Raw genomic sequence first — 26,343 nt, 5'->3', positions numbered from 1 at the left:
CTATTTCGATAGCGGTGAAAGGCAAGCTTCCCGTTCGAACTCAGCCATGGAGCCGGCGTGCGGTCGGCCGTAAGAGTCCATCAGTTCGTTCCAGAAGCGCAGCAGAAGCGCACGGCGTTCCTCGGGTGTCCACGTCTCCAGCTCCTCCTGCACGCTGGCTTGCGCACTGACGGCCGGGAATCGCCTGTTCTGACACTGGAAATCGGGCAGGACCGATCCTGTCAGGTCATTGGCACCGAGCTTGATCCCGATCCGCCCTTTGCCGCCCATGGCCCTGATGGCAGCGATACCCCTCTCCAAGAAATCGTCGATCGGCGCGAACGGCAATCCGCAAGCGAAGCAAAGCCCGCCCCCGCTTTCTTCGGCAAAGCAGTTGGCGTTGACGCCCCACAGTTCGCCATTTGTCTTGAACCACTGGGTCGCGCTCGTCACGTCCATCTCGTTACGCTCGCCGAAGATCCGGCCCCACACCGACAGCGCACCGTCGCCATTGAGGCCCCAATCACCGTCCCGCGCACGGATGTTCAGGCCAACGCCCGAAATGCGTTGCTCCAGTTCAGAGCGCGCAGGTTCTGACCATTCACTGGGTGCGATGCGCACGAAAATTCGTGTGCCTTCGCGCAGCCTTACACTCCGCGTCACCTCCTCCATGGAGTCATTGCGAAATTCGAGATTCTTCTCTGCCGCCGGCCAGATTGCCGGATCGCTACTTGCCGACGGTTGCCAGGAAATGGGTGACGGGGGTGTCTTTGCCGGTGCCTGCTCGGCTAGTATGGGTGCGATGCAGCTCTTCAAAACCTCTGCGAAACGTTTCTGCTCCGCTTTGATCTCCTCCTTCGTGGCGCCGTCTTTCAAATGATAGACTTTCGCGCCGCTACGATGACGCCAGTCAAAGGGGAGCGCCACGGGGCCGGGATAGTGCGCGCCGTTCGCCACCAGGATGATACGGCTCTGAGTTAGCGCATGTTCCGCGTAGCCAAGTTCGGACATGACGTTTGGGTTTTGCAGATGCTTCGGCTCTGAACGCTTATCCGCGCCAGTGTTCGGCTGAAGCGCTACAGGATCGGTTACCCCGACCGGGGTCATATCCGCGACAAACACATTCGCTCTGGCGATCTTCTCCAGGATCGTCTTCGTGATGTCCGGGGTTCCAGCGACATTCTTGGTGTCGTGATCGACCTCGGGTCGCCCCGCTTCCTGATAGTCAGGATCGATGGCGATGAGCTTACAGGCATCCTTCAGCGCGTCGCGCACAAAATAGTGGTGCAACTTCGGGTCGCGATCACTTTGCCAAGACCAGAATATCGTCGTTGTCAATTGCACCCCCCTAAATATCTCCTTGCATTGTGGTGCATCAGCGAGCAAGTCTATTCCCGAATGCGATGCAGACGAAAAAGTTTGTCGAAGAACTCCGTGATCCTCGCCTCGGCGCCGTCACCGACCAGTTCATTTGCGCCGAACCGATAGACCTCGTATCCGGCAAGGCGCAGCTCGCGGTCGGCCGACACCATGTCTGCATAGACCTTCAATGACGGAAGGTCGTTTTCCGAGAAGTGATGCTTGCCGTCGACCTCGATCACGATGCGCTGCCGATTGCGAAGCAGCATCAGGAAGTCCATGCGTTGACGCGGTAGCGGAAGCCGGTGGCGCAGGGTTTTAACGACGGCAGGATCATAGTGAAGGTAGACCTGCGGCAGGAGCGCGGGCAACGCCTCGCCGAGGGTGGACCGATAGGCCTTAAAGTAGGTCGCGAAAAACTTGCGTTCTGCGTCCGAGGCCAGGGATTCCTTGAGGCGAGCTCCGAGTTTTGCGGCATCAGCCCCCGGTGTAACCTCGCCCCACCACGAAACGAGTTCCGACCACAGAAGACCGCTCGCGTTGATTGGCCGGTCGTAGACCAGGCAACTCTCTTCGCCAGACAGAATGACGATGTCGTTGTTGATCGCGTCGGCGAAGCCGATCTCCGGCTTCGGTCCTCGCGAGGCAAAGATCAAATTCTTGGGTCGACCGCCGACACCACGCACGACAGACCGGAAGCCAAAGATAGGATGACCGGAGAGCTCGCCTTCCTGCACGAGTTCGTATCCGTCGCGTGCGAGAATCTTGTTCAGGGCGGTGACCATCCCCGTCTGATCGTCTCCAGACCGGGAAAGTGGATGAACGGCATCTTCGAGCAATGCGCCGAACCTGGCGTTGGAGCAGTCAAAGGCGCCGATTTCACCGAATAGCTGTTCCACCGACCAGTCACCCGGATTCCGATCCATGTGCCGTTCGACTTGGTCACGCAGGCTTTGTCCGCGGCTTCCGAGGAAATCTTCAAACGGTGTGGAAAGGACGAAATAGCGTCCGACGATTTCCACCGTACCGCGCTCGCCGGCGAGATCATCTCCGAAGACGCGTGCGACGTCTCGCCGTGTGATGTGGCTCAATGGTGGGTCGTTTGCTTCAAGAACCTTTCGCCCCGCTTCATCGAGGGGGATGTCGCGACGATCCGCGCCAAACTTCAACGCAATCTGCGCCAATTGTTCCTGTCTCAGGTTCGCCAGCGCCTGTTCGATACGCTGCCGTTTTGACAAGCCCTCCTCGTGAGGCACGCCCAGCCCTGCGACCCGCTGCGGCTCCTCGCTGAGCTGGGCGTGGGTCATCCCCTGAAGAAGGCCAGCGACGAGCCCATAGAGGTCACCCGCCACGGCTTGTTCCCTTCAGGATCACGCGCACAAATGCGAACATGCGGGTGAAAAGGTAGTCGACCTGATCGAGAGAGCTCAGCGCTTCCTGCGTCGTCTCAGAGTGACGAATGCGAAAGCTATTCCCGATTTTGGTCAGTTCAGCGGCTTCGCGCCCGAGCGCTTGGCGAAAACCGGAACCCGGCGCGGCGACACGATCAAGCAGTGCATCAGCCTGCACGCGCTTGTCGGACCCCGGCTCCAGTGTTTTCAGCCGCTCAAACGCATCCCACAGCTTTTCCAGCGCATCGCGGCGATCGTCGGGCTTTGGCGAGAGAATCCGCTGTCGTGCTGCTTCAAGTAGCCTGTCGGTCTCCGCGTCGCCGGTGTGGAACAAGGCCCAGCCAATCGTATTGGCGATCGCCTGCGGAAGAAGGCGGCGGGCCTGTCCGGTCCCTGTTAGCTCATAGGCGACAGCGTTTCGGCGAAGCAGGAGGTTCACGTTCGCCACAAATCGCGCAAGGCCGGCGTCTCGATCCCAACTCAAGTGATGGTGACGGTAGTAGGAATGATAAGCGCCCTGAATCGGCTCACCCACGGCGCTGGCACAAAACTCGAGCAAATCGAAAATCACCGGCGTGTCGGGCACTTCGTTTGGAGAAAGCGGCCATTCGATCCACGGCACCTCGGCGCTTAGCACCTGGTGGAAGGCCTGCTCGTCACATCCACACGGACCGTTTCCGTCGGGGCACTGTTTGGGAAAGCGCAGACCAAATGAGCCGTTGCCAATTCCCGTCTGGATCAAGCTGTAGAGGCCAGCCCATAAGCGCTCATCGATGACATCGATTGTTTGGGGCCGTGTTCCGTATTCACGATCCGTAAAATAGGTAGACACCGTTTCCCCCACATCATCCCTTTGCCGCGTGGTTTGCCGGCTCCGCTGTATCTGTACATCAGTGCCTCGAACGACTCGGCATCTTCGCGCAGCAACCCATCTTCGACCATGCTGACATGCTCTGGCAACTTTTACGTCACGTAGGCGTTGAGAATATGTCACGAGTGGGTTGCCCCGTTTTCCGTAGCTGACCGTCGCCTTCCGGCCGATTCTGTTGAAAAACCCGCTGGTTGGGGCGGGGTGAGTTGGCCAGATGAATGACGCTGAAGTGAAGACGAACGCCCCCCCGATCAAATCGCTGGTGCTGGCTGCGGCATCGGGATGAGCCAGAATTGATGGTCCGGATGTTGATCGTCGGCTATTGCCAGGGCATTCGGTCAGAGCGGCGGCTGTGCGAGGAGGTCCATCTCAACCTGGCGTATCGTTGGTTCTGTCGGCTCGGCCTTGAAGGACAGGTGCCCGACCATTCGACCTTCTCGAAGAACCGCCACGGACGTTTCCGCGACAGCGATCTGTTGCGTCATCTCTTCGAGCAAAGCGTCCAGCGCTGCATGGAGGAGGGACTGGTTGGCGGCGAGGCTTTCGCGGTCGATGCCAGCTTGATCAAGGCCGACGCCAGCCGACAGAAGGGTGTCGAAGGATCACGAGGGCTGCCGCCCGAAGCGACCAGCCGCGCCATTGATGAATATCTTTCTGTGCTCGACGATGCCGCTTTCGGTGCCGCCAGTGAGGTGACGCCGAAGTTTGTCTCACCGGCGGACCCGGCGGCGCGCTGGACCGCCGCCCATGGAGGGCAAGCCTTCTTTGCCTACTCCACCAACTACCTGATTGATCTCGACCATGCGGTCATCGTCGATGTCGAGGCCTCGACGGCGGTGCGGCAGGCCGAGGTGTCGGCGGCCAAGACCATGATCGAGCGGGCCGACGAACGGTTTGATCTCTACCCGGAACGCTTGGCCGCCGACACGGCCTACGGCTCGGCGGAAACGCTCCAATGGCTGGTGCATGACCGGGGAATCGAGCCGCATATCCCCGTCTTCGACAGGTCCGACCGCAAAGACGGGACCTTCTCGCGGGCCGACTTCGCCTATGACCGGGAAAGCGATACCTACACCTGCCCGGCCGGAAAGGAACTCCGAAAGTTCCATCGCTCGTTCACGACGCCGCGCTCCGGGGTGACGAAGGCCAATACGATGAAGTACCGAGCCAGCAAACGCGACTGTGACGCTTGCCCGATGAAACCCCGTTGTTGCCCAAACATGCCCTCACGCTACGTGCCCCGCAGCGTCCATGAGGGGGCCCGCGATCTGGCTCGCGACATCGCCAAGACTGAGGCCTATGCCGAATCACGCTGCCTGCGGAAGAAGGTCGAGATGCTGTTCGCTCACCTCAAACGCATCCTCAAACTTGATCGATTACGGTTGCGGGGGCCGTGCGGGGCCAAGGACGAATTCCTCCTCGCCGCCACCGCCCAGAACCTCAGGAAACTCGCAAAGCTCATCCCGATGCCGCAGCCAGCACCAGCGATTTGATCGGGGGGGCGTTCGTCTTCACTTCAGCGTCATTCATCTGGCCAACTCACCCCGCCCCAACCAGCGGGTTTTTCAACAGAATCGACCCTAAGCGGTCATTCCAAACGGCAATGGCGACGATGACCTAACGTTGCAGGCAAAAACCATCTCGCCACACGCGCCTCAATATTTGCATTTACATTTCCCCAGAAAACCGTTCATCAAATCATGCTAATGTCATAGGCCTTAGTCTAAATTTGCTTTTGCGATAGGCATGAATATCGATCTTAGCTCCTCGGAACATTCCAAACCGGCATGGTGCGGGAAGTCTGCCCGCTTTCTGGCCGGTCGGACCTCCACCCCAAGTCGGCTCGTCCTGATCGTTGGCTTAGTTTTCATAGCATTGCTGCTCTCGGCGGCTGCCACGACGGTCTTTATCCAGCGGGAGCAAAGCATCGACGAATGGCGATCCAATCTGTCCAATCTGTCGCGTCTTCTTGGCGAGCACGCGCGACAAACGATCAACGCAGCTGATCTGGTCCAGAAATCTATCGCCGACCGGGTGCTTGAGCTTGGGATCGAGGACGAACAGGGGCTTCGTAAAATCCTGGGCAATCGCACCACCTATGACGCGCTGAAGGATAAGGTCAGCGGTGTGCCGCAAATCGATGTGGCCACCGTGGTGGCCATGAATGGCGATGTGGTTAACTTCACCCGATCCTATCCGCCGCCGCCCATCAATCTTTCCGACCGCGATTATTTCAAGGCGCATATCGCCGATCCGGACCTCAAATTCTTCATCAGCATCCCGGTGAAGAATCGGGGAACTGGTCGTTGGACGTTCTATCTGACGCGCAAGATAAAAAACAGCAAAGGCTCCATGATCGGCCTTGTGTTGACCGGAATAGAAAGCGCATTTCTCAGCGATTACTATAAAGCGGTTAATTTTAGTGAATTCAGCGCCATCTCACTGTATCGTGATGACGGCGGACTATTGGCGCGGATGCCAGAACGTGAAGAATCCATGGGCAAGATCCTATCCCAACCGGGGATCAAGGCCCTGAAGGAAGGGGTCGAGACCTTCATCACCAGCGAACCCCGGCTGGTCGACATGTCCGACACTCGCTTTCGCATCGTCGCCCCGCGTGCTGTCCTGGGCTATCCCCTGGCGGTGATCGTCACCGCCACCGAGGAACTCGTGCTGGCCGATTGGCAGCGCAAGGCCGCCATGATCGGCAGTGGCTCCGGTGCCTTGTCCCTGCTGCTGTTCGGTCTGATCGTGTGGATCGCCCGGCTTTTGGACAAGCGTGAAGCTGCCATGCGCCTAGCCCATCAGGCGCAAAAGGTAGCGGAGACCGCCAACCAGGCCAAGGCCGCTTTCCTCGCCACTATGAGCCACGAGATCAGAACCCCCATGAATGGCGTCATTGGCATGACGGGGCTATTGCTCGATACCAAGCTCGACGAGGAGCAACGCCACTTCGCCACGACCATCCGGGATTCCGCCGAATCGCTGCTGACGGTCATCAATGACATCTTGGACTTCTCCAAGATGGAGGCGGGCAAGCTTGATCTGGAGCAGACCGAATTTTCCCTGGTTTCCCTGGTGGAAAGCATCGTCAATATCCTGGCGCCTCGCGCCCATGCCAAAAACATCGAGATCGCCAGCTTGGTCGCCCCCGACCTTCCCGCGATCCTGAAGGGTGATCCGAGTCGGCTGCGTCAGATCTTGATGAATCTAGCGGGCAACGCTATCAAATTCACCCATCAGGGCGGCGTGTCCATAGAAGTCCGAGGCGAGACGGTACAAGATGGGCAGAAGCGGATTCGCTTCGATGTCAGGGACAGCGGAATCGGTATACCCCAAGACGCCATCGGGCGACTGTTTTCCATGTTCACCCAAGTGGATGCCTCGACCGCCCGGCGTTATGGCGGAACCGGCCTGGGCCTTGCCATTAGCAAACGTCTGACCGAGATGATGGGCGGCGCTATCGGGGTCGAAAGCCAACCCGGTGTTGGCAGCCTGTTTTGGTTTTTCATCCCCCTCGATCCGGTCGAGATCGCAATGCCTTCCGGGCCTGATCTTGCGGGCCGACGGATCATGATCGTGGATGACAGCCCGGTGAACCGGGATGTACTGGAACGCCAATTGCGGGGATTCGGCATCACGGCCGCATCTTTTCCCGATGCCGCCTCGGCCCTGGCCGAATTGACCCGCGCAGCGCGGACGGATAGTCCATGGGAAACGGTGATCGTCGATGCGCGTATGCCCGATATTCCCGGACTGGAATTGGCAGGCATGATCCGCGCTGCGCCGGAATTGAAGCAAACCCGGATCATCGTGACCTCTTCGCAAGGCCTGGAAGCCCAGCCCGGTATCCATGCGGTCGACGCCATCATGAACAAGCCCCTGCGCCAGCAGACGATCTTATCCGTCCTGGCGCGGGTGATGGGCGTGTTTTTTTACTCCACAACACCCGAGCACCAAGATGCCGAGGAGACTGATGCCACAGCAAAGGGTCGCAGACTGAGAATCCTGGTGGCGGAGGACAATCCGGTCAATCAGCAGGTCGCCTTGGGTCTTTTGCGCAAGATCGGACATTCGGTGGATGTGGCCAGCGATGGCACCGAAGCGGTTGAGGCGGTTCGCTGCCGCCCTTACGACCTGGTGCTGATGGATGTGCAGATGCCGGAAATGGATGGCCTGCAAGCCACCGCCGCCATCCGCGCCCTGAATTCAAGCGCGTCTCGGATTCCCATCGTGGCCATGACCGCCAATGCCATGCGAGGCGACGAGAAGATGTGTCTCGACGCGGGCATGGATGGCTATATCAGTAAACCCATCGACCGGCGCAAACTGGTGGAGGTTCTGGCGGAACATTCCGGTCCCCCCTCCCCCCTTCCCCCGGCCTCTGCTCCCGCGGCAGCGACCGGCCCCGCCATCGATTTTGGCGTGCTTGACCAGTTGAAGGAAGACCTCGACGCCGAGACCGTCACCGCCATCTTGGCAAAATTCTTCGAGGATACCCAAGACCGCATACTCGTTTGCAAGGACGCGCTGGCCAGAACGGACCGCGAGCAAATCCAGAGAGAGGCTCATGCCGTCAAGGGGGCAGCCTCCAGCCTTGGCCTCCATGCCATCCAGAGCGCGGGCCAAGCCCTAGAATCAGCAGCCCGCGCCGGAGGGGCGATGGGCGACGATTTCAAGGTCCTGGCCGATGCCATTGCCGCTCTGCCCCATCTTCTTGCCGCCTCGCCCTATGCCCTGCCAAAGGATTGATCCATGATCGCCCTGATCATCGACGACAACCCCACCAATCTGCTGTTGCTGCATCACCGTCTCGTCAAGCTGGACGGCGTCGAGGTGGTGTCGAAGACCTCGGCCATAGACGCGCTCGGATGGTGCCAGAGCCACGTTCCCGACCTGATCATGACCGATTATATGATGCCGGAAATGGACGGTCTGGAATTCATCTCCCGGCTGCGGAAGATGGAGCAATTCCAGGAAATCCCTGTCGTCGTGGTCACAACCGCCGACGTCAAGGAGATCCGCCAGAAGGCGCTGGAACTGGGCGCCATCGACTTCCTGACCAAGCCTGTCGATGGAAACGAACTGACCGCCCGGGCCAGGAATCTGCTGGCCCTGCGCAAGTCTCAGCTAACCCTGCATGACCGCGCCGCCGAGGAATTGGTCATGCGCCTGTCCAAGGCGGCGGAATTTCGCGACCCCGAAACCGGTGCCCATATCGAGCGCATGGCCCGTTTCTCGGGCCTGATCGCAAGACGCCTGGGAATAAATTGCGAGGAGTCCGAGCGGTTGGAGCTTGCCGCCCCCATGCATGATGTCGGCAAGGTCGGCATTCCCGACATGATCCTGCTCAAGCCCGGTCGGTTGACCGAATCCGAATTCACCATCATGAAGCAGCATGCCCAGCTCGGCTGGGAGATCTTGAAGAACAGCCAGTCGCGCCTAGTCCGGCTGGCCGCCGAGATCGCCCGCAGCCATCATGAAAAATACGATGGCAGCGGCTATCCCGCAGGACTAGCGGGCGAGGATATCCCGCTGGTGGGGCGGATCGTCGCCGTGGCCGATGTCTTTGACGCCCTCACATCCACCCGCCCCTACAAGCAGCCTTGGCCCATGGATCAGGCCGTCGCCTTCTTGCAAGAGCATAGCGGCGGTCATTTCGATCCTCGCTGCGTCGATGCATTCCTGGATGAGATGGAACAGGTCCAATAGATCATGCTCGAATTCAAGGACCATGTAGATCCCAATCCGTCGCACCCATTGGCTGGATAACCAAGCCCCGTATAGAAGCGTTTAGAGGGAACAGCCCTTATGGCCGGATATGGCACTGACCTGCCGGATCTGGCCTTCGTCCTGAACGGCTTCTTCCGAGGGCAGTGCGGTCAAATACCACAGTGGGGTCAATCGCCCCAGGATACAGAAACCACCCGCTGACAAGGCAACTCTCAGACGATTCAGGCCCCACAATCAAATTGGTTCACGGCTATGGCGAAAATGTCGGGCCGCCGCATTCAACATCGGGCTGTCCAACAGAATTAGTTGTGGGTCGGAACACCTTTCCGGGCCGGACGAGCGCAACGGCTTCCTCCGCCGGAGCCGGCAAGGCCACCTCGCGGCTCGCAATCAGGGTCCGGCTTCCAGCGCTGCGCCTGGCATAATGGGTGACAGCAGTTGTATCGGTGGCATGGCCGAGCAAGGCGGCGACCTCCGCAGGGCTGTAAGAGGTCTTGAAGTTTGCCGCAGCTTGGTGTCGGCAGCTATAAAGCGTATAATGTCGCTCAGATGTTGGCCACAGGGTAAGGTTTGTCCGCCGCAAAACTTCACTGAGATTTGCGGTAAATTTCTTGTAAGAGCGCATGCCCCGGACGTCCCGAATATCGGAGAGCCAGCCGCGGATGATGTCTACATACTCGGCTGGCAGGTGGTCCAGCCAAAGGCGGCGCACACGCCGAAGGCCGCGTCCGTTGGTATGCTTGGCGTTGACGACGAGAAGAAGCGGCCTTCCCTTAACCTGAAGTAGCTGGGCCAACCTCCATTCCGCTGGGCGCACCCCGGTCAAGGTGCTGGCCATTAGGAAATGGCTCAGAGGCAGACGGTATTGGGACCGCGACGTTCTGAGATGAAGGAGGATGGTGAAGAGATCATCGGCGGGCATTGCTTTGATCTTCTTGTCCGATGTGGAACGTCCGACACGCCTGCAATTGCTCTGGGGCGTCGAGGCCAAGAGATTAATGGCCTCGGTGTGGCATGGATAAAACGTCTCAAGGATAAAGATCACGGCGGCCTTGTACTGTCGCCAGGTGGCCGGCTTCCAGTTCGGCTGAGACTGAATTATCCAGGCCACGAGGTCGATGGGACAGACTTGGGTGGGGGAAATGCCGACCTCATCGGCATAGGCCCTCAAACATCGCCAGCCGACGTCTTGATAGCGGATCTCCGTGGCGGCAGTTTTCGTCGGAATGTCAGAGGAATGGCGGGGCTTAGACATCATCTCCCCCTGTTACTCCAACATCGGGAAGGGCCCGCCCCTGACCGCTTACGTTGCGAGTTCGCACTTCCCAACGGTGCCCATTTTTATCTCTGTTGGGACGCCAAGCCTTCGCAAGTCAGAGGTCTGATTTCTTCTGCTTTGGACGGGATTGGCGGGAGGCTGTTTAAAGAAATCCGCCGCTACCGCCCGTAGACGTGGCGGATACGGTCCTTGAAATTCTGTACCACCTTGTGCTCCATGGTCGGCAGGGCCATGGCCGCCATGGATTGCAGCATGGGTGAGTGCAATTCCATCTTGTACTTGGCTTCGACCCGGCAGCCTTCGCCCAGGGGTTCGAATTCCCAGATCAGCCGGAAACGGCGGAACGGACCATCCTGTGAGGTGATGGTCAGCCGTTGGGGCGGTTCCTCCACGGCCAGGGAGGTGAAGCGGGCCTGCATCGGCCCCAGGCCGAACAGGTTGTCCACTTCCATGCGGTCGCCGTCGCGGGTGCGGATACGCGCCTTCTGGCACCAGGGCAGGAAACGGGGATAGGATTCGATGTCCACCGCCAGGGCGTAAAGCTCTTCCGGCGTGTGGCGGGGCACGTCGACGCGCCAGCCGCCGGTCAGGGGATGCATGGCGGGCTCAGCGGGTCAGGTTGCGGATATTGCGCACGAAGATGTTGAGCAGGCCGCGGATGAAGGGGTCGGCCTTGGCCAGCTTCTCGCGGAAGGTATCGCGGGAGATGATGATGCACGACACGTCGGACAGCGCCTTGGCGGTGGCCATGCGCGGCTGGTCGTCCACCAGGGCCATCTCGCCGAACAGTTCGCCCTTGCCGATGGTGGCCAGGGTCATGCCGTGCTTGATGATCTCCACCTGCCCGTCCTGAATCAGGTAGGCGCGATCGCCGCTGTCGCCTTCATTGAAGATCTTCGCTCCGGCATAAAAGACTTTGCGCTCGAGAATCCTATCGTTACGCATGCCCGCCACCCCAGTATCTTCTTATACGACTTTATTCGTGTTCGGCCTCTGAGTCACTCCCGAAGGCGTATGTCAGGTAATCACCCCCAGGACAGCGTACAACCACCGCCTTGCCCATCGACAGGAGGGCGGGGTCGGGCATAGACTTGACCGATCATTCCGAGGGCGACGCACCCATGAACACCGATGACCGCGCCAGGGGGCTTGCCCGTCTCAGGGCGCTGATGGCCATGACCACCGCCAACGGCTGTACCGAGGAGGAAGAGCTGGCGGCGGCGCGCATGGTCGCCAAGATGGTCGAGCAGCTGGACGGAAATCCGGTCGCCCAGCCCGCCACCGATCCGTCCTGGGCGGCGCGCGAGCGCGACAATCCGCAGTATCAGCTGCTGCTGGAGAAGAACACCCTGGAAGGCATGCTGAAGGCGACGCTGCAGGAACTGGCGCTGGCCCACATCAACACCGTGTCGCCGGCAAGGCGCAATCTGCGTGGCCAGCCGGTGGAGTGGGTGCGCACCACCGAGCTGATGCTGCCCTATTTCAACATGATGCTGGGCAGCGCCGGCGCGTCGCGCATGGCGCGCGGCATCGTCGAGGGCATCGTCGAGGAATTGATTCTCGATGGCTTGCTGCCCGACGCTCTGGCCATGCCCAGGGAGTAGCCCGGCGCCAATCCCGAGAAAGCAAAAAGCCCCGGATTGTGGTCCGGGGCTTTTCGTTTGTCCGAAGACCGGCTTAGCGCACGAAGACCTGCACCTCGCCGCCCGACACCGCCGGGCTGGTGGTGGACGAGGTCCGCACCCGGCTGGCCGGCAGGTTCATGTTGGTGAGCGAACGCAGCACCGAATCGGCGTTGCGCTTGGCGTTGGTGGCGGCCAGGGCCTGGGTGCCGGGCGTGTTGCCTACCGGCGACACGGCGACCACGTCGAAGGTGGCGCTGGGGCGGCGGTCGAGCGCGCTCTTGATGGCGGCATAGAGCGCCGGCTCGTAGTTCACGTTGGGCTTGTCGAAGCGGATGGTCACCAGCGGAGCCTCGCCGGCCGCCATGGCGCGGGCCGGGGCGGCGGTCTCGTAGCTGGCGTTGACCCGGGACGTCAGGCCGCCGGCGAACAGGGCGCCGTTCTTGATGCCGAGAGCCAGGGTGTTGAGGTTCTGCTTCTCCGAGGCGACGTACTGCTGCTGGCGGATGGAATCGCTGGTCAGCTCGGACAGCAGGCGCTCGACCATCACCACGGTGCGGTTGGTTTCGTCCTCGAGGATGCGCAGCTGGCGGTGATCCTCGTCCACGGCGCCGGACAGCGACCGGGCCGAACGCACCGAATCCAGCAGGAAGCCGGCCATGGTCGACGACGCGGTCACGTCGTTGGTCAGGCGGTTCATCTTCAGCACGTCGTCGGTGATGCGGTCCAGCTCGCCCTGGGCGGCGTTCCACTGCTGGGTCAGCACCGGGTTGCCCGGGGTGGTGCCCACCTGCAGGCGGGCGTTGATGGCGGCGACGGTGCCGTGATAGCGCTGGGAATCCTGAACCGTCTCGTTGCGGATCTGCTGCAGCGCCTGGTTCTGGCGGGCCAGGGTGGCCTGCAGCGCCTGCAGGTCGGCGCGCAGCGCCATGACCTTGCCGCCGACGAAGGTGCCGGTGGGCGAGCCGGCGGTGACGCCGACGGGCTCGTAATTCCCGGTTCCCATGGCGGGGGGCGCGTCGGCCATCGCCTCGGCGGTCACGCCCTGGCTGGAGGCGACGGTTCCCGAGGCCGGGAACAGCACGTCCTCGGCAAACGAGCATCCACTCGCCAGGAGGACCGCGCACAGGGCGGCGGCATGGGTCTTTTTCACGGCCATGGGGATTGCTGATCCTTTGCGTCGCCAGTTCGGACAAGTACCGGCGGGAGCGGACCTTTCATATCCACGAATGAATATCCAGATTGCCCCCGCAAACTTTGGGGCGGATTTTACGCAAATGACCAAGCGGCCACAAGTACGCATTTCGATAAGTGGTGCATTCCTGTGGCCCGAGTCCACTGGGTTTTGCGGTTTTTCGGCCGGCTGAAATTCACGCTTGCGGGGGGGCGGGTGTTTGTGTATGGTCCGCGTCCTCGCCGGGGGACATCCTTCCGGAACAGAGTGCGCCCGTAGCTCAATTGGATAGAGCACCAGACTACGAATCTGGGGGTTGGAGGTTCGATTCCTTCCGGGCGCGCCACTTTCCCTTAAGCCTTACAAGCCGTTAGCCAACAAAACCCCGCACCCCTGGTGGCGGGGTTTTGGCTTGATGGGGCCCTAATAGGGCTAGGCTACCAGTTGTAGCCGCCACCAGCCCCGCACTGAATTCCATCGACTTTCCAGGTTTGCCCATCCTTGACGAGCCTGTGGCGGGATGCGACGGGGCCGCGCCTCAAAGAGGCCGTGGCGCTGAATTCATTATATTCATTGGGGGAAATGGTGCCGGCGAGAGGACTCGAACCCCCGGCCCGCGCATTACGAAAGAGCTGACAATTAGGTTTTATGCGGCTTTCAGAGGGCAAAAATAGCCAAATTCAGGGGTCTAGGCATTGACGAAACCCAGCATTTCTGCGACGTTTCCTCTCAATTTCCTCGCACCTCGCACTTTACCTCGCAAGTTTGCGAGGGCGCGGAATCGGAGGATGCCATCCATGCCCGTCGCCGCCCGCAAGTCGTCCAAGGCCGCCGAACCCCCCACGCGCTTCGACCTAGATAAAGGCGCCTACCTCTATCTGCGTAGCGGGGCCGCCAAGGGGCGATGGCAGCTTTACGCCTACATCGACGGCGAGGAGGTCAAGCAATCCACCGGCACCAGCGATCTTGCCAAGGCCAAGATCAAGGGCCGTGAGATGCTGGCGGAAGCACGAGAGCGGAGCAGGAAGGGGCTGGCGGCTCGCGCGCAATACTTTCCCGATGTCGCCGAACTGTGGCTGGCGGAAAATATCGGCGACGAACGCGACTGGAAGGCGCAGCGGTTGCCGACCGAGGAAATCAAGGCGCGGGAGGGAATCCGCAAGCAGGTGCGCGACTACCTCATTCCTTATTTCGGTCAGCACATCGGACGCCGTTCCATCGACCAGATCAACGAGGCCCAGGTCCTGCAGTATCAAAGCTGGCGGCAGCGCCAGCGTGCGGATTGGGTCATCGAGCGCCGCGACCTGATCGACCGGCGGCGGCGCGAGGCCACGGCCCGGTGGCAGGCATCGGCCCGCCTGCAGAAGATGCACCCAACGCTGGACGACTACCTGCCCAAGGACAGCCTCGGCTATATCCGCCCTCACGTCTCGACAGCTGCCATCAACAAGGAGCTGTCGATCCTGCGCAAGATCTTCAAGTTCGCCGAGGCCCGGGGCGGCGTTCGGCCGGGCGACCTGCCTCGTGTCAAAACCCACTCCGTCCAGGACGGCGTTGCCCGCATGGGGTTTACCGATGCCGAGCTCGATATCATCCGCAAGACGGCAAAGAAGCGATATCAAGAGGCATATAACGAGGTCATGGCCCGCTATCGCCAACGGCACCCCGCCCCGGCTGATACGGAAGCCTTCATAGAAAGCATGATGTCGCCGGAATGGAAGGCGGACCGCGTGGCTTGGGGGCGCTATGTGCTGATGTGCGTGATCGACATTCTCGCAGGAACCGGCATGCGCCCCTCGACACTGGCCAATATCAAGATGCGGATGCTGATCCGGCGCGAGCATGATGAACACGGTCCGTTCTACGCCGAGTATCTATCCGTCTCCGAATTCGCCTATTCCCTGGTCGGCCTCACCCACAAGGGCGTTCGGAGGGGAGCAGACCGGGCAAGAACGCGAACGATCATCCCGGATACCATGGCGTGGAAGGCCATCCAGGCGTTGGAAGCAGGGCGCGGACATATCCCGGACCAGCCCATCATCGACATCCACCCCCATGCCATCAACACAGCCTTCAAGAAGGTGCTGCGGGCCTGCGGGCTGGAAATCGGCCCGAACGATCAGCCCCGCAGCCTCTACGACCTGCGCCACACCTACATCACCCGGAAGCTGCTGGAAGGTGTGCCGCAGATGGTGGTGGCCGAGAATACCCTAACCTCCATCCAGATGATCGAGCGCTACTACGCGCATATCCGAGTACAGGAAAACTTTGATCGATTGGCGGGTGGTGGCGCGTTGCAGAGACGGCGGCAACGACCGGCATAGCCCTCCTCGAAGATCGGCCATAAGATCGGCCAAACTGGCTGGCAATAGCATGTTTTTTCGTTTAATGTCAGATAGCTGAAATTAACGAGATATCGGCCAAAATGCCTATCGTCGAAAGCGTTGACCGCATCGAGCCAGCGCGTCTGGAACAGGTGCCAGAGGGGCTTTCCGACGTGGCCGTCGAGCTTGCTGCTGCCTCGGCCCGGCTCGGGCATACCCTTCACCCCCGTACGGCAGCCAGCCTCGCTGACCTCGTGCGGATCATGAACAGCTACTACAGCAACCTCATCGAGGGGCATAACACCCGCCCGCGGGACATCGAGCGCGCGCTCAACGGGCAGTTCGACCCTGATTCCGAGCGTCGCAACCTGCAGATGGAAGCGGCCGCCCATGTCCGGCTGCAGGCGGAGATCGACCGCCAGGCTTCTGCGGGCGCGCTTCCGGAACCGGCATCTCCCGCCTTCATCCGCTGGCTGCATTCCGAGTTCTATCGCGGTGCACCGCCGGAAATGCTGGCCATCCATGGGAGCGGCAGGACATTCACCATGACGCCCGGGGCTTGGCGCTCAGGCCCGGACCAGGACGTGGCGGTGGGCCGCCACCTGCCGCCGTCGAGCGACAGGGTTGCCGCCTTTATGGATCACTTCGCCGCCCGCTACAGCTTCGAGCCTCTCGGCAAGGCCTCCCGCATCCTGGCGATTCCTGCCGCCCATCACCGCTTCAACTACATCCATCCTTTTCCCGACGGCAACGGCCGGGTTGCGCGTCTGATGAGCCATGCAATGGCGCACATGGCCGGTATTGGTGCCCATGGATTGTGGTCCATCTCACGCGGACTCGCCCGTGGCCTCGACAGCCGGGGCGACTACAAGCGGATGATGGATCATGGCGACATGCCGAGGCAGGGCGATCTTGATGGGCGTGGCAACCTGTCCCAGCGCGCCTTGATCGACTTCATGCTGTGGTTCCTTCAGGTGTGCCTGGATCAGGTCACCTTCATGTCCAGCCTGTTCGAATTCGACACGCTGACGCGCCGCCTTCGGATCCTTGTCGAGCGCAGCGAGGCTCTTAAGCCCGAAGCCGCGCGGCTGCTTGAGGAGGCCCTGATCCGGGGCGAACTCGAGCGGGGGGATGTGCCGCGTATCACCGGCCTGCCGGAGCGTACGGCGCGGCGCGTGTTCAACGATGTCCTGGCGGCCGGCCTCCTGGCCTCGGATACGCCGAAGGGCAAGGTGTCGCTGCGTTTCCCGGTCGAGACTCTCGACACGCTGTTCCCCAGGCTGTTTCCCGAAACCTGATAGATCGGCTGCAGCCTGGCTCGGTATCCCGTGGGGCGATGTCGACGAGCAAAGCCCCCCATCACCCCCTTTCGGAAGCAATGTGCAACTCCGCGCAAAGAGCTTCCACGTCGTGACCGACTGGAAAGGTCATCGTCGTGAACTTCCTTGCCGCGACTACCTGATGCTGAGCCACGGCGGCTGACAGGGGCTGCCCTCTGCAGCGGAGGAAGTCGCCCCACCCGGCTCACTGACCACGCCCAGCCATGGCCCATACAATGACCATAACGCCTTATTATGAGCCATGTATGGAACATCTGAGATGCGCAAGGTCTACCTGACGAGCACCGAAGAGGAGGCCGTTGAAACGCTGGGGCGGCGCGTGCGGGCGGCCCGGCTTCGGCGCAACCTGTCCCAGGAGGATCTGGCCGAACGGGCGGGCGTCACGCGGAAGACCATCGCCGCCCTGGAGGCGGGCGAGGCTGGGGTGAGCGTCGGTGTGCTGGCGAAGGCGCTCTATATCCTTGGGTATCCTGATCGTCTCGCAGGACTGCTGGAGACGGACCCCATAGGGGAGGATCTGGAGACGGGGCGGAAGCGGGCCGGAAGGAGTGAGGGAGTGGCGCCGTTCTGAGGATGTCCTCCGCCTTCGATCTGGCGTCGAACACCCGCCGTGAGGCGCCGGCCAGGAACGTGGAATGCCGGGCTGGTATCCGCACTCTCAAAGATCGGCCTTGATGCGTTCTATCCCCTCTTCCTCGCTGAGGCGTCCATGGGCGAATTCCAGAAACCAGCCCCTGGTCCGCTCATCGCTCTGTAGGTTCTCGATGGAGGCCGAGGCGATGGCATGACGCATCAGTTCCAGGCGCCGCCGGCTTGGATCACCGCCTGCCGGATCACGCTGGACGGAAGCACCAGGCGCAGCGGCTGCGAGGGCATGGGCGTGAAGCCGAATTGCAGGTAGAACGGCAGCGCCGCCTCGTCGATGGCGTCCAGCACCAGGAAGGCGATACCGCCGTATTCACCGGCCCGGAGGGTCTGCCCCATGGCGTCCCGCAGCAGCAGGCGGCCAAGGCCCTTGCCCTGCATGGACTGATCGACACCGAGGAAGCCCAGATAGAAGGCACCGAGGCCGGGATAGGGGCGGCTTTTCGGCATCAGTTCGGCGGGCAGGTCATCGACCAGCAACGAATGGGCGCTAAGCGAGTGATAGCCCAGCACCGTGTTGCCGCCCTCGGCGACCGCCACCCGCACCACGGCAAGGCTCTCGGCTACCTGCTTCCTGGCGGTGAGGCGAATGAAGTTGGTGACGCGGGGCTTGCCGCAATCGAAAGCCGCCCGGTCGTGCTGGGGACCGAGCGGCTCGATGATGACCTTGGCCAATCAGACCTCGATATCGGGGGCGGCCATCAGGTCCACCAGGGCCTTGGTCGGCTCCGGGGGCGTGCGCAGCAGGGCAAGCATCACCTCACGGTCGGCGGCGGTCAGGCGGGTGATTTCCTGGCGGGCCAGCACGCTTTCTGCGCTGCGATAGGCTTCATTGGCGACGAATTCGGCCACGTCCACGCCCAGCATGGCGGCGGCCTGCTCGATGGTCTGCTTGACCTGCGGCTTGACGCGCTGTTCCATCCGGGCGCTCTTGCGCTCGGCGATGGTTGCGGTGGGATCGTTATAGGCGAGCATGGGAAGCCTCCTTATCCGAGGAAAAGTGTACGGCGTAACGCCGGACAATACAACAGAACAATCAACCGACCCCAACAGGCGCGCCTGCACCGGCGCCATGGCCTTGGCATCGTCGTCGGGTGACAGGAACAGGTGGCGCCCGAACGGCTGGAGCCCCTGCTCGAGAAGTTCAGGCTGATGGACGACGACACCGAGATTTCGGAATGGGTGCGGATCGAGTGAAGGGGAAATTCATCCCACGTCACAGCGTCCCGGCATGTCCAGCAGGCTGGCCTCGGGATCCCTGATCCCAAAGGCCGTCGCGGCGATCTGAAGCCGGATGTCCTCCATGCTCCAGCCCAGGGCGGATAAGGTGTCGATGGCCCTGGCGATGTCGCTGGCGTGGTAGCTTTCCGGCGGTGCCGGCCATGCCGCCCATGCTCACCCGGCCATGATCCTGGACATGGTCGAGTATCCTGTCGGCCAGTTCCGGCGAGATCTGATTGGAAACGCTCTTCATCGGGCCACCTCACCCGCATCCTCACCTGATTACACCCGAACAGGGGCAGGCTGGCTTTTGAACCTCCCTGTCGACGAATCCAACCTTACTACATGCTGGGCCAGTGCACTCACCACTTCACAGGCCTCTCAGGGGCGCCGGCTGTATTCCTTGGTCATGTGATTTCTTGCCTGCGTCACAGTGGCGTATTACATATATGGAAGTCTGTGTCACAAGGCTGGAACGCCCTCCATGTCCACCCCAACGATCACCTTCCGAGTGAAGCCTGATCGGCAACATGCCGTCCGCGAGATTGTCAATGCCATCAAGGATGATCCGGGCATGACCGCGGCCATGTTGAAATTCATCCGCACGCGGCCGTCACTGGTTGGCGGTGACACGGCGATCCGCAACATCGGCCCGTTCCGCAACGAGGAGGCTGCCTTGTCGTTCCTGGTCGGACGCCTCAAGACGGCGCTCCGTCCGGTGGCGCTTTTCCTGTTCGGCAGCCGCGCCGCCGGATCAGCACGCCCCGACAGCGACTTCGACATTCTGGTCATCCTTCCAGACGACGAAAGCGGCCCCCCGAACTATTTTTCCGCCTACGCACCGGTGGCGGGCTGCGGCATCGGCGTCGATGTCGTGCCCTGCCGCCTTGCCGATTTCGAAGTTGAACGGCAACGATCCGGGACCATCGCCTTTGCAGCGGACAACGAGGGCCGGCTGTTGTATGCCAGCCCAGGCTCTCCCTTCCGTGACCGCTGGCGCGGTCAGGCTGTCAGCCAATGACAAACCGGCGCCTCTCCGCCCTGATGACCGCTGCCGAGCGCGACATCGAAGCCGCGCGGCGTTTGCTTCCCGAAATGCCCGATCAGGCGATCTTCCATGCCCAGCAGGCGGCGGAGAAGATGACGCGGGCGGTCTGCGAGGGCGAAGGGCTCGTCGTCGGCCGCACACACAATATCGGACAGGCCGCCGGCTCCCTGCCCGACGGCCATGTCTTCAAGGAGGATCTTCTGGGCCTCGACAGCCTGTCGGCAGCGGCTACGGCGTGGCGCTATCCCAGCCCCGGCGGCTGGTTCCCGGCCATGCCCGATCCGGGTGAAGTCGAGGCAGCACTCGCCGATATCGAGGCGCTACTGCCGGAGATCCGCGACTGGCTGGCCGAGCGATAATCGCGGGAGGTCATCGTCGTGACATTTCCTCCGCCTTTCGACGATGACAAAATTGCCGAGATCCGCCACCGCCTTGCCGCACTTGATGCGGAACGGGCGGCCCTGGAAATCAGACTCGCCGACCTTCTGACACTTCAGGCGGAGCACCCGATTCCCGCAACGCCCTTCTCGTCCGCGCGGGGGATTGTGACTGTGACCGCTTCCCCTGCCGGACAAGATCGCTCTGTTCCGTTCGCTGTTCCGGGGGCGCGAGGATGTCTTTCCGAAGCGCTGGAGCAATCCCAGGAGTGGCAAATCGGGCTATTCACCGGCCTGCCGCCAACGAATGGGTACCGCGCCTGTGCGGCAAGCCCAAGGTCAAATGCGGTGATTGCCCAAACCGGCACTTCCTGCCCGTGACCGATACCATCATCGCCCAGCATCTTCGCGGCGAAGGAGCGGATGGGCGGGATTTCATCATCGGCGTCTATCCGATGCTGACTGACGAAACCTGCTGGTTCCTCGCCGCCGATTTCGACAAGAAATCATGGCGGGACGACGTAGCCGCCTTCCTGGAAACCTGCCGGATCAAGAACATCCAGGCGGCGGTGGAGCGATCCCGGTCCGGCAATGGCGGTCACGTCTGGATCTTCTTTGCCGAACCGGTTCCCGCAGGACTGGCCCGCCGTTTAGGCGCCCACATCCTGACCGAGACCATGGAACGCGCCCCAGAGCTCGGCTTCGATTCTTACGACCGCTTCTTCCCCAACCAGGACACCATGCCGGCTGGCGGGTTCGGCAACCTGATCGCCCTACCCCTGCAGCGACGCCCCCGCGAGGCCGGCAACAGCGTCTTCCTGGATGACCAATTCGAACCCCATCCCGATCAATGGCAATACCTGTCGGGTCTCCGAAGAATGACGCTGGCCGAGGTCACCACACTTACCGAGGATGCCGCGATCAGGCGGAGGCACTGCTCACCTCCCTGGGAGTTGGCATCCGGTGCCGTGATGAACGCCACGTCGGCCAGTCGATCGAGATGAATTTCACGGGCACGTTGACACTGGAACAGCAGGCGGCGTCCGTTGCGCTGCAACGCCACGACACCGGCGTGCTGGCAGCCACCACCGCATTCGGTAAGACCGTGGTGGCCGCCCACGTCATCGCGGCCCGTATGACCAACACGCTGATTCTGGTCCACCGCCGCCAGCTTCTCGACCAGTGGATTGCCCGGCTATCCACCTTTCTCGATCTCCCGCCGAAATCCATCGGCCAGATCGGCGGCGGCAAACGCAAACCCACCGGTATTGTCGATGTGGCGGTCATCCAAAGCCTGGTCCGCAAAGGCGAGGTCGATGACCTGGTCGGCCAGTACGGGCACCTCGTCATCGACGAATGTCACCATCTGTCGGCGGTCAGCTTCGAGGCTGTTGCCCGCCGCTGCAAGGCGAAACATGTCCTCGGCCTGTCGGCGACCGTCACCCGCAAGGACGGGCATCACCCGATCATCTTCATGCAATGTGGCCCGGTGCGTTTCCGGGTCGATGCGAAACGGCAGGCCGCCCAGCGCCCATTCGGGCATCGGGTCGTTCTCAGACAGACCGGATTCACGCTGCCCGTGGGGTTGAACAGCGATCGGCCAGCGATCCAGGATGTATACAATGCTCTGGCCAGGGACGAGCAGCGCAACGCCATGATCTTCGACGACGTGCTGAAAGCCCTGGAAAATGGGCGCTCGCCGGTGATCCTGACCGAGCGCAAGGAACACGCACTGCTTCTTGCTGAACGGCTGTTGCAGTTCGCCCGCAATGTCATCGTTCTGCACGGCGGCATGGGGGTGAGGGCGCGGCGTGCGCAGGCCGAACAGCTTGCCGCCATTGCCGACACCGAGGAGCGGGTGCTGATCGCCACCGGCCGCTACATCGGAGAAGGATTCGACGACGCCCGGCTCGACACCCTGTTCCTTACCATGCCGATTTCCTGGCGCGGCACCCTGGCCCAATATGCCGGCCGCCTGCACCGCCTCCATCCTGGGAAGCGCGAGGTCATCATCTACGATTACGTCGACGAGACGGTACCGGTACTGGCCCGCATGGGCGGCAAGCGGTTCAAGGGATACGACAGCCTGGGATATTCCGTCGGGAATACACGGCCATAGACTGCGAGCCCCATCGTCGAGCCCTTCCATCAAGGAAGCCTCCACTGGTTCACCCCCCATCATCCCCCGTCGCAGCGTCCCGGCATGTCCAGCAGGCCGGCCTCGGGATGCCTGATCCCAAAGGCCGTCGCGGCGATCTGGAGCCGGATGTCCTCCATGCTCCAGCCCAGGGCGGATAAGGTGTTGATGGCCCTGGCGATGTCGCTGGCGAGGTAGCTTTCCGGCGGACGCCCGCCCAGCCGGTACATGGCCTTGGCACGAAGCCGCTCGAAGCTCATGGTTCGGCCTTCGCGATGGATCCGCTTGATGCGGCCATTGGTGTTCTCGGTCATGCCGTTGGTGGTCCAGTCCGTGGACCAGTAGGCCATGATCGGGCCGCACCAGCTCCTGACCGCATTCGCCACGTCGCGGAGCTGCGGGACCTGCCCCACGACAGCGTCCACTTGGCTCAGCCAGGCATCGAGCATGGCGCCAGCCTTTTCCCGGTCCTCCTCGTCGAACACGTCGAACAGCCCTTCCCGCATCTCATAGGCGATCCGGAGTTCGGGATTGTCGGCGAGGACAGGGGCGAGGATCTGGCGCTCGACGATGAGCAGCCGGCCGGAGCGCTTCTGCAGCATGGCCCTCAGCACGGTGGGCCGGGGTGGCTCGTTTCGCTTCTGCCGCGGGCTGCGCCGCCGACGCTGGAGGCTGGCGGCAGCCCGGGGTGACGCCTTCGGCTTGCTGATCCGCATGCGCCAGGTGTTGACCACCGCGCGGGCCATCTGGGTCACATGCCAGCGGTCGACCACCACCTGGGCACCGGGGAAGAACCGGGCGGCAAGAGTGGCGTAGCCCCGGGTCATGTCGATGGCCACCACCCGCACGGCGTCACGGCTCTCCATGGTGGCGAAGAAGGCCTGGAAATCCTCCCGGCTCCGCCCCTCCAGCAGGGCGATCAGGTGCCCGGTATCGAGATCGACCACCACGCCCCGATCCTTGCCGCCGATATGGGCCTCGTCTATTCCGAGGCGCTGCGGAGCGTGGGGTGGTGCGATGGGGGTCCATCGCCGGATCGCCTCATCAAGGAGGAGGGAGACGGTCCGCTGATCCACCCCGGTGCGACGGGCCACCTCGGTGGCGCTGAGCCTGTGGCTCTCGTGTTCGATCATCGCGACCAGCCGGCCGGTCAGCGGGCGGGTGGCGTCGAGCCAGTCCGGACGCGCGGTACGGGTGGCGCCGCAATTGCGGCAGCGCAGGACCGGATAGGTGAGATCCAGCCGGGTCCAGTCGGTGCCAAGCGGCAGGTCCATGACGGAAGTCCTTACCGGCTGCTTGCTCTCCATGCGGCCCGGGCAGCCATGAGGGCAGATCCGGTCGAGGTCGGAGGGCTCGAAGCGGCAGGCGATGACCCGGCACCGGGCCCGCCGGGACACCAGGTGCCGGCGGGTGCTGCTGGCGACGAGGCCGGGCAATCCGGCCTGGATTGAGAGGGTGTGGGGCACGTCGGCATCCTCCTGTGTGATTGGCCTGGAGGAGAAGATGGATCGGCCGGAGAGGGCGCGCGGATGCCACGCGCCGGATCAGCCGAACGTCTCCCAGAACCGCTTCGGCGTCATCACCGGATGGATTTCGGCCAGGGCGAGCACGTCCTCGGCATCGGAGACGTAATAGGCGGCTCCCTGCGGAAGGCCAAGCTTGCCCCCCGGTGCGGATGGAAGGTCGCGCCAGCCGCGCGGCGGCACGTCGATGACGGCGAGGCGGATGGCGGCAATCAGGTCGTTGACATCGAGCACCGACCAGCCGAGGCGGCCGATATAGCGATGGAAGATGCGGGCAAGATGCTCGACGGAATCGCGCTCCAGGACGATTTCGAGGACACCATGCCGCCAGGCGGCGATGATCCGTCCCTGCGGCGTGGCGGGATAGGCGAGGCCGATGGCCAGGGTTTCGGCGTCGGTCATGATGCGGGACATGGGGTCAGCCCTCCTGGCTGCTGGCTCGCAGTTCTGCGACCAGGGTCTTGAGGTTCTCGATGCCGTCCTCGACCGGGATCTCCTCGAAGGCCCTGGCGATGGATTCGGCCAAGGGGGTCAGCCGCCCCTGCATCGCGTGCACCCGCGTGAAGAGATCGGGATCGATCAGGGTGGCTACGGCAGCACCCGACCTGGTGACCGTGATGCTTTCGCCGCGGTACTGCACCCGGTTGATCATGTCGCCCAGGCCGTTGCGGAAGGTCTGGGCGTCGACGGTGCTGAACATGGAATCCTCCTTCTTCGGTGTGGTCCCGGAGGAGGAGATGGATCGTGGCGCCGGATCGGATCGCCATGGCCGCACGAATCCGGCTGATCGACGGGATCATGATGATCATGGGGGTGGCTGCTCCCCTGACCATGATGATCATGATGGTGGGGGCTCCCATGGTCATGGCGATCATGATGGTTATGGGGGATCCGGCGCGGAAAAATCCGGCTCGGCGAGGCGGCGACCTGAGGGGGGATGCTGGCCCGAAGTGGCTGATAACGCCCAGTTATGGGCCCCTTGCCCCCCCCGTGATCGCCGCCTCGCCGAGCCGGACCGATCAGAGGCCGGTGCGCGCCATTCGACCCGTCGCCAGGGCATCCGCCGGGCGGATGTACTGCCACAGGGTCTGCCGCCGCTGGTGGCCGGTCTGGCGCTGGATGGCCCATTCAGGCGCTCCCGCCATGGCCGCCGAGGAGGCGAAGCCGGCCCGCAGCGAATGGGCTCCCAGGCTGGCGACGAAGGCCCGCGCCCGCTTGCCCGCCAGTCCCCTCGCCTCGGCCGCCTGTCCCGCCGCCTTGCAGACGATGCGGGCCACCGCCCGGGGACGCAGGACAGCCTCCTGGATCCGCCCGAAGCGGTCGATGGGTCGGAACAGCGGACCCTCGGACAGATGCGCCCGCATGATCCAGTCCTTCACCGCCGCCACCGGGCAGGGGCCGTCATCGGTCGCGCAGGCGATCCCCTTGATCAGCGAGCCCGCCCCGTCCTGATCTGTCTTGCCGCCCGGCAGGTAGACCACCAGTCCGCCGGCCCGGAAGTCGAGCATGGGGATTTCGAGAGCGGCGAGTTCGGAGCGGCGGAAGCCGCCGGCGAAGCCCAGCAGCAGCATCGCCTTGTCGCGGGCTCCGGCCAGCGAGCGCGGCAGCCCCGCCACCATGGCCCGCATGTCGTCGGGCGTCAGCGCCTCCTTGCCCTGGGGCCGCGCCCCATGCACCCGGCGGATGCCGGACAGCACCGCGCGGATCTCGTGGTTGCCGGGATCGAAGGCATGGCCGGCAGCCCGGTGGTAGGCCGCCAGCGCCGCCAGGCGGCGATCCAGGGTGCTGGCCCGGAGCTTCCCCGCATGGCAGGCGAGGTAGGCGCAGACGGTGTCCACGCTGGTGGGCAGGGACGGATGGTCGCTCTCCTTGCACCAGTCCTGGAAGTGGGCCCAGTCGGAGCGGTAGGCCCGCCGGGTCGCCGGGGCCTTTGATGCCGCCCGGTAGAGGGCGAGGCGGTCGGCGGTGTCATCCGGCAGGGGGAGATCAGTCGGCGCCATGGGACACCTCCGTGCCGGTGGTGCGGTCGTTGAGGGTGACGTGGCAGCGATGCTGGCCCTCGCCATCCACATAGTCGTCGACGACCCGGAGCCGCCGGTTGGGCAGGCGCTGCAGCCAGTCGAGGCATTCGCGCAGACGGCCGCCATGGCCTCTGGGCGAGATCAGGATCACATCCATGGGAAACCTCCATGAGAGGGGTGGAGGCCGGGCAAACCCCGCCCGTTGACGGCCCACGGGTGAGCCGCCGGAGCAATGGAAAGCACGGCCGGACTTGCCTAAGGAGATCACCTCAGGCTAGTACTCTGGTTACCACTCCGGC

The 26,343-nt window shown here is 62.6% G+C and carries 27 protein-coding genes, 1 tRNA gene and 1 pseudogene; 13 read left to right on the top strand and 16 right to left on the bottom strand.

Annotated elements, in window-relative coordinates; genetic code table 11:
• From WV31_RS04995 to WV31_RS04985, 3 genes are read right to left on the bottom strand one after another with little or no spacing between them, the layout of a single operon-like run.
• Window positions 1-1,323, bottom strand: coding sequence for a hypothetical protein (locus WV31_RS04995; protein WP_145980744.1), 1,323 nt, complete (start codon window positions 1,321-1,323; stop codon window positions 1-3).
• A gap of 44 nt (window positions 1,324-1,367) precedes the next feature.
• A complete protein-coding gene (locus WV31_RS04990) occupies window positions 1,368-2,690 on the bottom strand; it encodes a hypothetical protein (protein WP_085372535.1) in 1,323 nt (440 codons plus the stop codon).
• A complete protein-coding gene (locus WV31_RS04985) occupies window positions 2,680-3,561 on the bottom strand; it encodes a hypothetical protein (RefSeq protein ID WP_085375473.1) in 882 nt (293 codons plus the stop codon). The genes WV31_RS04990 and WV31_RS04985 overlap by 11 nt, the downstream gene beginning before the upstream one ends.
• A 323-nt stretch (window positions 3,562-3,884) precedes the next feature.
• Between WV31_RS04985 and WV31_RS04980 the strand changes: the two are divergent.
• From WV31_RS04980 to WV31_RS04970, 3 genes and pseudogenes are all read left to right on the top strand, one after another.
• A pseudogene (locus tag WV31_RS04980) lies at window positions 3,885-5,093 on the top strand (transposase); the annotation flags it as partial.
• Window positions 5,094-5,346: 253 nt separating this feature from the next.
• Window positions 5,347-8,352 (top strand): hybrid sensor histidine kinase/response regulator, encoded by a 3,006-nt coding sequence (locus WV31_RS04975; RefSeq protein ID WP_237051497.1) that lies wholly within the window; start codon window positions 5,347-5,349, stop codon window positions 8,350-8,352.
• A 3-nt stretch (window positions 8,353-8,355) separates the two neighbouring features.
• Complete coding sequence (locus WV31_RS04970; protein WP_085372534.1) at window positions 8,356-9,312, top strand: HD domain-containing phosphohydrolase; 957 nt, start codon at window positions 8,356-8,358, stop codon at window positions 9,310-9,312.
• A gap of 271 nt (window positions 9,313-9,583) precedes the next feature.
• Here the strand turns inward: WV31_RS04970 and WV31_RS04965 are convergent, their stop codons facing one another.
• The 3 genes from WV31_RS04965 to WV31_RS04955 form a co-directional block, all read right to left on the bottom strand.
• Complete coding sequence (locus tag WV31_RS04965; protein WP_145980743.1) at window positions 9,584-10,588, bottom strand: site-specific integrase; 1,005 nt, start codon at window positions 10,586-10,588, stop codon at window positions 9,584-9,586.
• A gap of 182 nt (window positions 10,589-10,770) precedes the next feature.
• Complete coding sequence (locus WV31_RS04960; protein ID WP_085372532.1) at window positions 10,771-11,211, bottom strand: type II toxin-antitoxin system RatA family toxin; 441 nt, start codon at window positions 11,209-11,211, stop codon at window positions 10,771-10,773.
• A gap of 7 nt (window positions 11,212-11,218) precedes the next feature.
• Window positions 11,219-11,557: a cyclic nucleotide-binding domain-containing protein gene (locus WV31_RS04955; protein WP_008618450.1), complete on the bottom strand. Its 339-nt coding sequence runs from the start codon at window positions 11,555-11,557 to the stop codon at window positions 11,219-11,221.
• Between the two features lie 176 nt (window positions 11,558-11,733).
• On the opposite strand from WV31_RS04955, the gene WV31_RS04950 reads away from it, so the two are divergent.
• Entirely contained in the window at window positions 11,734-12,216 is a 483-nt protein-coding gene (locus WV31_RS04950; RefSeq protein WP_085375471.1) for a hypothetical protein, read from the top strand.
• 73 nt (window positions 12,217-12,289) lie between these two features.
• On the opposite strand, the gene WV31_RS04945 is transcribed toward WV31_RS04950, so the two are convergent.
• The gene (locus WV31_RS04945; RefSeq protein ID WP_085372531.1) at window positions 12,290-13,393 is read right to left on the bottom strand and encodes a hypothetical protein; all 1,104 of its coding nucleotides are present in this window, start codon (window positions 13,391-13,393) and stop codon (window positions 12,290-12,292) included.
• Between the two features lie 284 nt (window positions 13,394-13,677).
• Here WV31_RS04945 and WV31_RS04940 point away from each other — a divergent pair.
• The 4 genes from WV31_RS04940 to WV31_RS04925 all read left to right on the top strand — a co-directional run bounded on the left by WV31_RS04940 (window position 13,678) and on the right by WV31_RS04925 (window position 17,643).
• Window positions 13,678-13,754, top strand: a tRNA-Arg gene (locus tag WV31_RS04940).
• Window positions 13,755-14,205: 451 nt separating this feature from the next.
• Entirely contained in the window at window positions 14,206-15,732 is a 1,527-nt protein-coding gene (locus WV31_RS04935; protein WP_085372530.1) for a hypothetical protein, read from the top strand.
• 101 nt (window positions 15,733-15,833) lie between these two features.
• The gene (locus WV31_RS04930; protein WP_206072585.1) at window positions 15,834-17,030 is read left to right on the top strand and encodes a Fic family protein; all 1,197 of its coding nucleotides are present in this window, start codon (window positions 15,834-15,836) and stop codon (window positions 17,028-17,030) included.
• A 301-nt stretch (window positions 17,031-17,331) separates the two neighbouring features.
• The gene (locus WV31_RS04925; protein WP_085372529.1) at window positions 17,332-17,643 is read left to right on the top strand and encodes a helix-turn-helix transcriptional regulator; all 312 of its coding nucleotides are present in this window, start codon (window positions 17,332-17,334) and stop codon (window positions 17,641-17,643) included.
• Window positions 17,644-17,730: 87 nt separating this feature from the next.
• Here the strand turns inward: WV31_RS04925 and WV31_RS22650 are convergent, their stop codons facing one another.
• From WV31_RS22650 to WV31_RS21415, 4 genes are all read right to left on the bottom strand, one after another.
• Window positions 17,731-17,865, bottom strand: a complete 135-nt coding sequence (locus WV31_RS22650) for a hypothetical protein (RefSeq protein ID WP_257788790.1) — start codon at window positions 17,863-17,865, stop codon at window positions 17,731-17,733.
• Window positions 17,865-18,392 (bottom strand): GNAT family N-acetyltransferase, encoded by a 528-nt coding sequence (locus WV31_RS04920; RefSeq protein WP_085372528.1) that lies wholly within the window; start codon window positions 18,390-18,392, stop codon window positions 17,865-17,867. Before WV31_RS04920 ends, WV31_RS22650 begins: the two co-directional genes overlap by 1 nt.
• The gene (locus WV31_RS04915) at window positions 18,393-18,692 is read right to left on the bottom strand and encodes a type II toxin-antitoxin system TacA family antitoxin (RefSeq protein ID WP_168185850.1); all 300 of its coding nucleotides are present in this window, start codon (window positions 18,690-18,692) and stop codon (window positions 18,393-18,395) included. It abuts the gene before it with no gap.
• A gap of 241 nt (window positions 18,693-18,933) precedes the next feature.
• Window positions 18,934-19,191: a hypothetical protein gene (locus WV31_RS21415; RefSeq protein ID WP_145980742.1), complete on the bottom strand. Its 258-nt coding sequence runs from the start codon at window positions 19,189-19,191 to the stop codon at window positions 18,934-18,936.
• Window positions 19,192-19,422: 231 nt separating this feature from the next.
• On the opposite strand from WV31_RS21415, the gene WV31_RS04910 reads away from it, so the two are divergent.
• From WV31_RS04910 to WV31_RS22385, 5 genes are read left to right on the top strand one after another with little or no spacing between them, the layout of a single operon-like run.
• The gene (locus WV31_RS04910; protein WP_085372526.1) at window positions 19,423-19,959 is read left to right on the top strand and encodes a nucleotidyltransferase domain-containing protein; all 537 of its coding nucleotides are present in this window, start codon (window positions 19,423-19,425) and stop codon (window positions 19,957-19,959) included.
• Window positions 19,956-20,345, top strand: coding sequence for a HEPN domain-containing protein (locus WV31_RS04905; protein WP_085372525.1), 390 nt, complete (start codon window positions 19,956-19,958; stop codon window positions 20,343-20,345). The genes WV31_RS04910 and WV31_RS04905 overlap by 4 nt, the downstream gene beginning before the upstream one ends.
• 18 nt (window positions 20,346-20,363) lie before the next feature.
• The gene (locus tag WV31_RS22395; protein WP_237051496.1) at window positions 20,364-20,744 is read left to right on the top strand and encodes a hypothetical protein; all 381 of its coding nucleotides are present in this window, start codon (window positions 20,364-20,366) and stop codon (window positions 20,742-20,744) included.
• Window positions 20,633-21,367 (top strand): TOTE conflict system archaeo-eukaryotic primase domain-containing protein, encoded by a 735-nt coding sequence (locus WV31_RS22390; protein ID WP_442915566.1) that lies wholly within the window; start codon window positions 20,633-20,635, stop codon window positions 21,365-21,367. The genes WV31_RS22395 and WV31_RS22390 overlap by 112 nt, the downstream gene beginning before the upstream one ends.
• Window positions 21,364-22,482 carry a DEAD/DEAH box helicase gene (locus WV31_RS22385; RefSeq protein WP_237051494.1) on the top strand — a complete coding sequence of 373 codons (1,119 nt, stop codon included), beginning with the start codon at window positions 21,364-21,366 and terminating at the stop codon, window positions 22,480-22,482. The genes WV31_RS22390 and WV31_RS22385 overlap by 4 nt, the downstream gene beginning before the upstream one ends.
• A 59-nt stretch (window positions 22,483-22,541) precedes the next feature.
• On the opposite strand, the gene WV31_RS04895 is transcribed toward WV31_RS22385, so the two are convergent.
• From WV31_RS04895 to WV31_RS21965, 5 genes are all read right to left on the bottom strand, one after another.
• Window positions 22,542-23,966 (bottom strand): ISL3 family transposase, encoded by a 1,425-nt coding sequence (locus WV31_RS04895; RefSeq protein ID WP_085372524.1) that lies wholly within the window; start codon window positions 23,964-23,966, stop codon window positions 22,542-22,544.
• A 78-nt stretch (window positions 23,967-24,044) separates the two neighbouring features.
• Window positions 24,045-24,437: a hypothetical protein gene (locus WV31_RS04890; RefSeq protein WP_085372523.1), complete on the bottom strand. Its 393-nt coding sequence runs from the start codon at window positions 24,435-24,437 to the stop codon at window positions 24,045-24,047.
• 4 nt (window positions 24,438-24,441) lie between these two features.
• Window positions 24,442-24,723, bottom strand: coding sequence for a type II toxin-antitoxin system Phd/YefM family antitoxin (locus WV31_RS04885; RefSeq protein WP_085372522.1), 282 nt, complete (start codon window positions 24,721-24,723; stop codon window positions 24,442-24,444).
• A gap of 319 nt (window positions 24,724-25,042) precedes the next feature.
• Window positions 25,043-26,023: a tyrosine-type recombinase/integrase gene (locus WV31_RS04880; protein WP_168185849.1), complete on the bottom strand. Its 981-nt coding sequence runs from the start codon at window positions 26,021-26,023 to the stop codon at window positions 25,043-25,045.
• A complete protein-coding gene (locus WV31_RS21965; RefSeq protein ID WP_168185848.1) occupies window positions 26,010-26,201 on the bottom strand; it encodes a hypothetical protein in 192 nt (63 codons plus the stop codon). Before WV31_RS21965 ends, WV31_RS04880 begins: the two co-directional genes overlap by 14 nt.
• Between the last annotated feature and the right edge of the window lie 142 nt (window positions 26,202-26,343).

Source organism: Magnetospirillum sp. ME-1 (assembly GCF_002105535.1).
Taxonomy (GTDB): Bacteria; Pseudomonadota; Alphaproteobacteria; order Rhodospirillales; family Magnetospirillaceae; genus Phaeospirillum.
Note: the sequence above shows the minus strand (reverse complement) of the source record. Positions and strands in the feature narration are given on the sequence as shown.

Bases quoted from the DNA above. Each gene is read 5' to 3' on its own strand.
- WV31_RS04975 (WP_237051497.1), top strand. From the start codon at position 5,347: ATGAATATCGATCTTAGCTCCTCGGAACATTCCAAACCGGCATGGTGC.
- WV31_RS04970 (WP_085372534.1), top strand. From the start codon at position 8,356: ATGATCGCCCTGATCATCGACGACAACCCCACCAATCTGCTGTTGCTG.
- WV31_RS04965 (WP_145980743.1), bottom strand. From the start codon at position 10,588: ATGTCTAAGCCCCGCCATTCCTCTGACATTCCGACGAAAACTGCCGCC.
- WV31_RS04960 (WP_085372532.1), bottom strand. From the start codon at position 11,211: ATGCATCCCCTGACCGGCGGCTGGCGCGTCGACGTGCCCCGCCACACG.
- WV31_RS04955 (WP_008618450.1), bottom strand. From the start codon at position 11,557: ATGCGTAACGATAGGATTCTCGAGCGCAAAGTCTTTTATGCCGGAGCG.
- WV31_RS04950 (WP_085375471.1), top strand. From the start codon at position 11,734: ATGAACACCGATGACCGCGCCAGGGGGCTTGCCCGTCTCAGGGCGCTG.
- WV31_RS04945 (WP_085372531.1), bottom strand. From the start codon at position 13,393: ATGGCCGTGAAAAAGACCCATGCCGCCGCCCTGTGCGCGGTCCTCCTG.
- WV31_RS04935 (WP_085372530.1), top strand. From the start codon at position 14,206: ATGCCCGTCGCCGCCCGCAAGTCGTCCAAGGCCGCCGAACCCCCCACG.
- WV31_RS04930 (WP_206072585.1), top strand. From the start codon at position 15,834: ATGCCTATCGTCGAAAGCGTTGACCGCATCGAGCCAGCGCGTCTGGAA.
- WV31_RS04925 (WP_085372529.1), top strand. From the start codon at position 17,332: ATGCGCAAGGTCTACCTGACGAGCACCGAAGAGGAGGCCGTTGAAACG.
- WV31_RS22650 (WP_257788790.1), bottom strand. From the start codon at position 17,865: ATGCGTCATGCCATCGCCTCGGCCTCCATCGAGAACCTACAGAGCGAT.
- WV31_RS04915 (WP_168185850.1), bottom strand. From the start codon at position 18,692: ATGCTCGCCTATAACGATCCCACCGCAACCATCGCCGAGCGCAAGAGC.
- WV31_RS21415 (WP_145980742.1), bottom strand. From the start codon at position 19,191: ATGAAGAGCGTTTCCAATCAGATCTCGCCGGAACTGGCCGACAGGATA.
- WV31_RS04910 (WP_085372526.1), top strand. From the start codon at position 19,423: ATGTCCACCCCAACGATCACCTTCCGAGTGAAGCCTGATCGGCAACAT.
- WV31_RS04905 (WP_085372525.1), top strand. From the start codon at position 19,956: ATGACAAACCGGCGCCTCTCCGCCCTGATGACCGCTGCCGAGCGCGAC.
- WV31_RS22385 (WP_237051494.1), top strand. From the start codon at position 21,364: ATGAATTTCACGGGCACGTTGACACTGGAACAGCAGGCGGCGTCCGTT.
- WV31_RS04890 (WP_085372523.1), bottom strand. From the start codon at position 24,437: ATGTCCCGCATCATGACCGACGCCGAAACCCTGGCCATCGGCCTCGCC.
- WV31_RS04885 (WP_085372522.1), bottom strand. From the start codon at position 24,723: ATGTTCAGCACCGTCGACGCCCAGACCTTCCGCAACGGCCTGGGCGAC.
- WV31_RS04880 (WP_168185849.1), bottom strand. From the start codon at position 26,023: ATGGCGCCGACTGATCTCCCCCTGCCGGATGACACCGCCGACCGCCTC.
- WV31_RS21965 (WP_168185848.1), bottom strand. From the start codon at position 26,201: ATGGATGTGATCCTGATCTCGCCCAGAGGCCATGGCGGCCGTCTGCGC.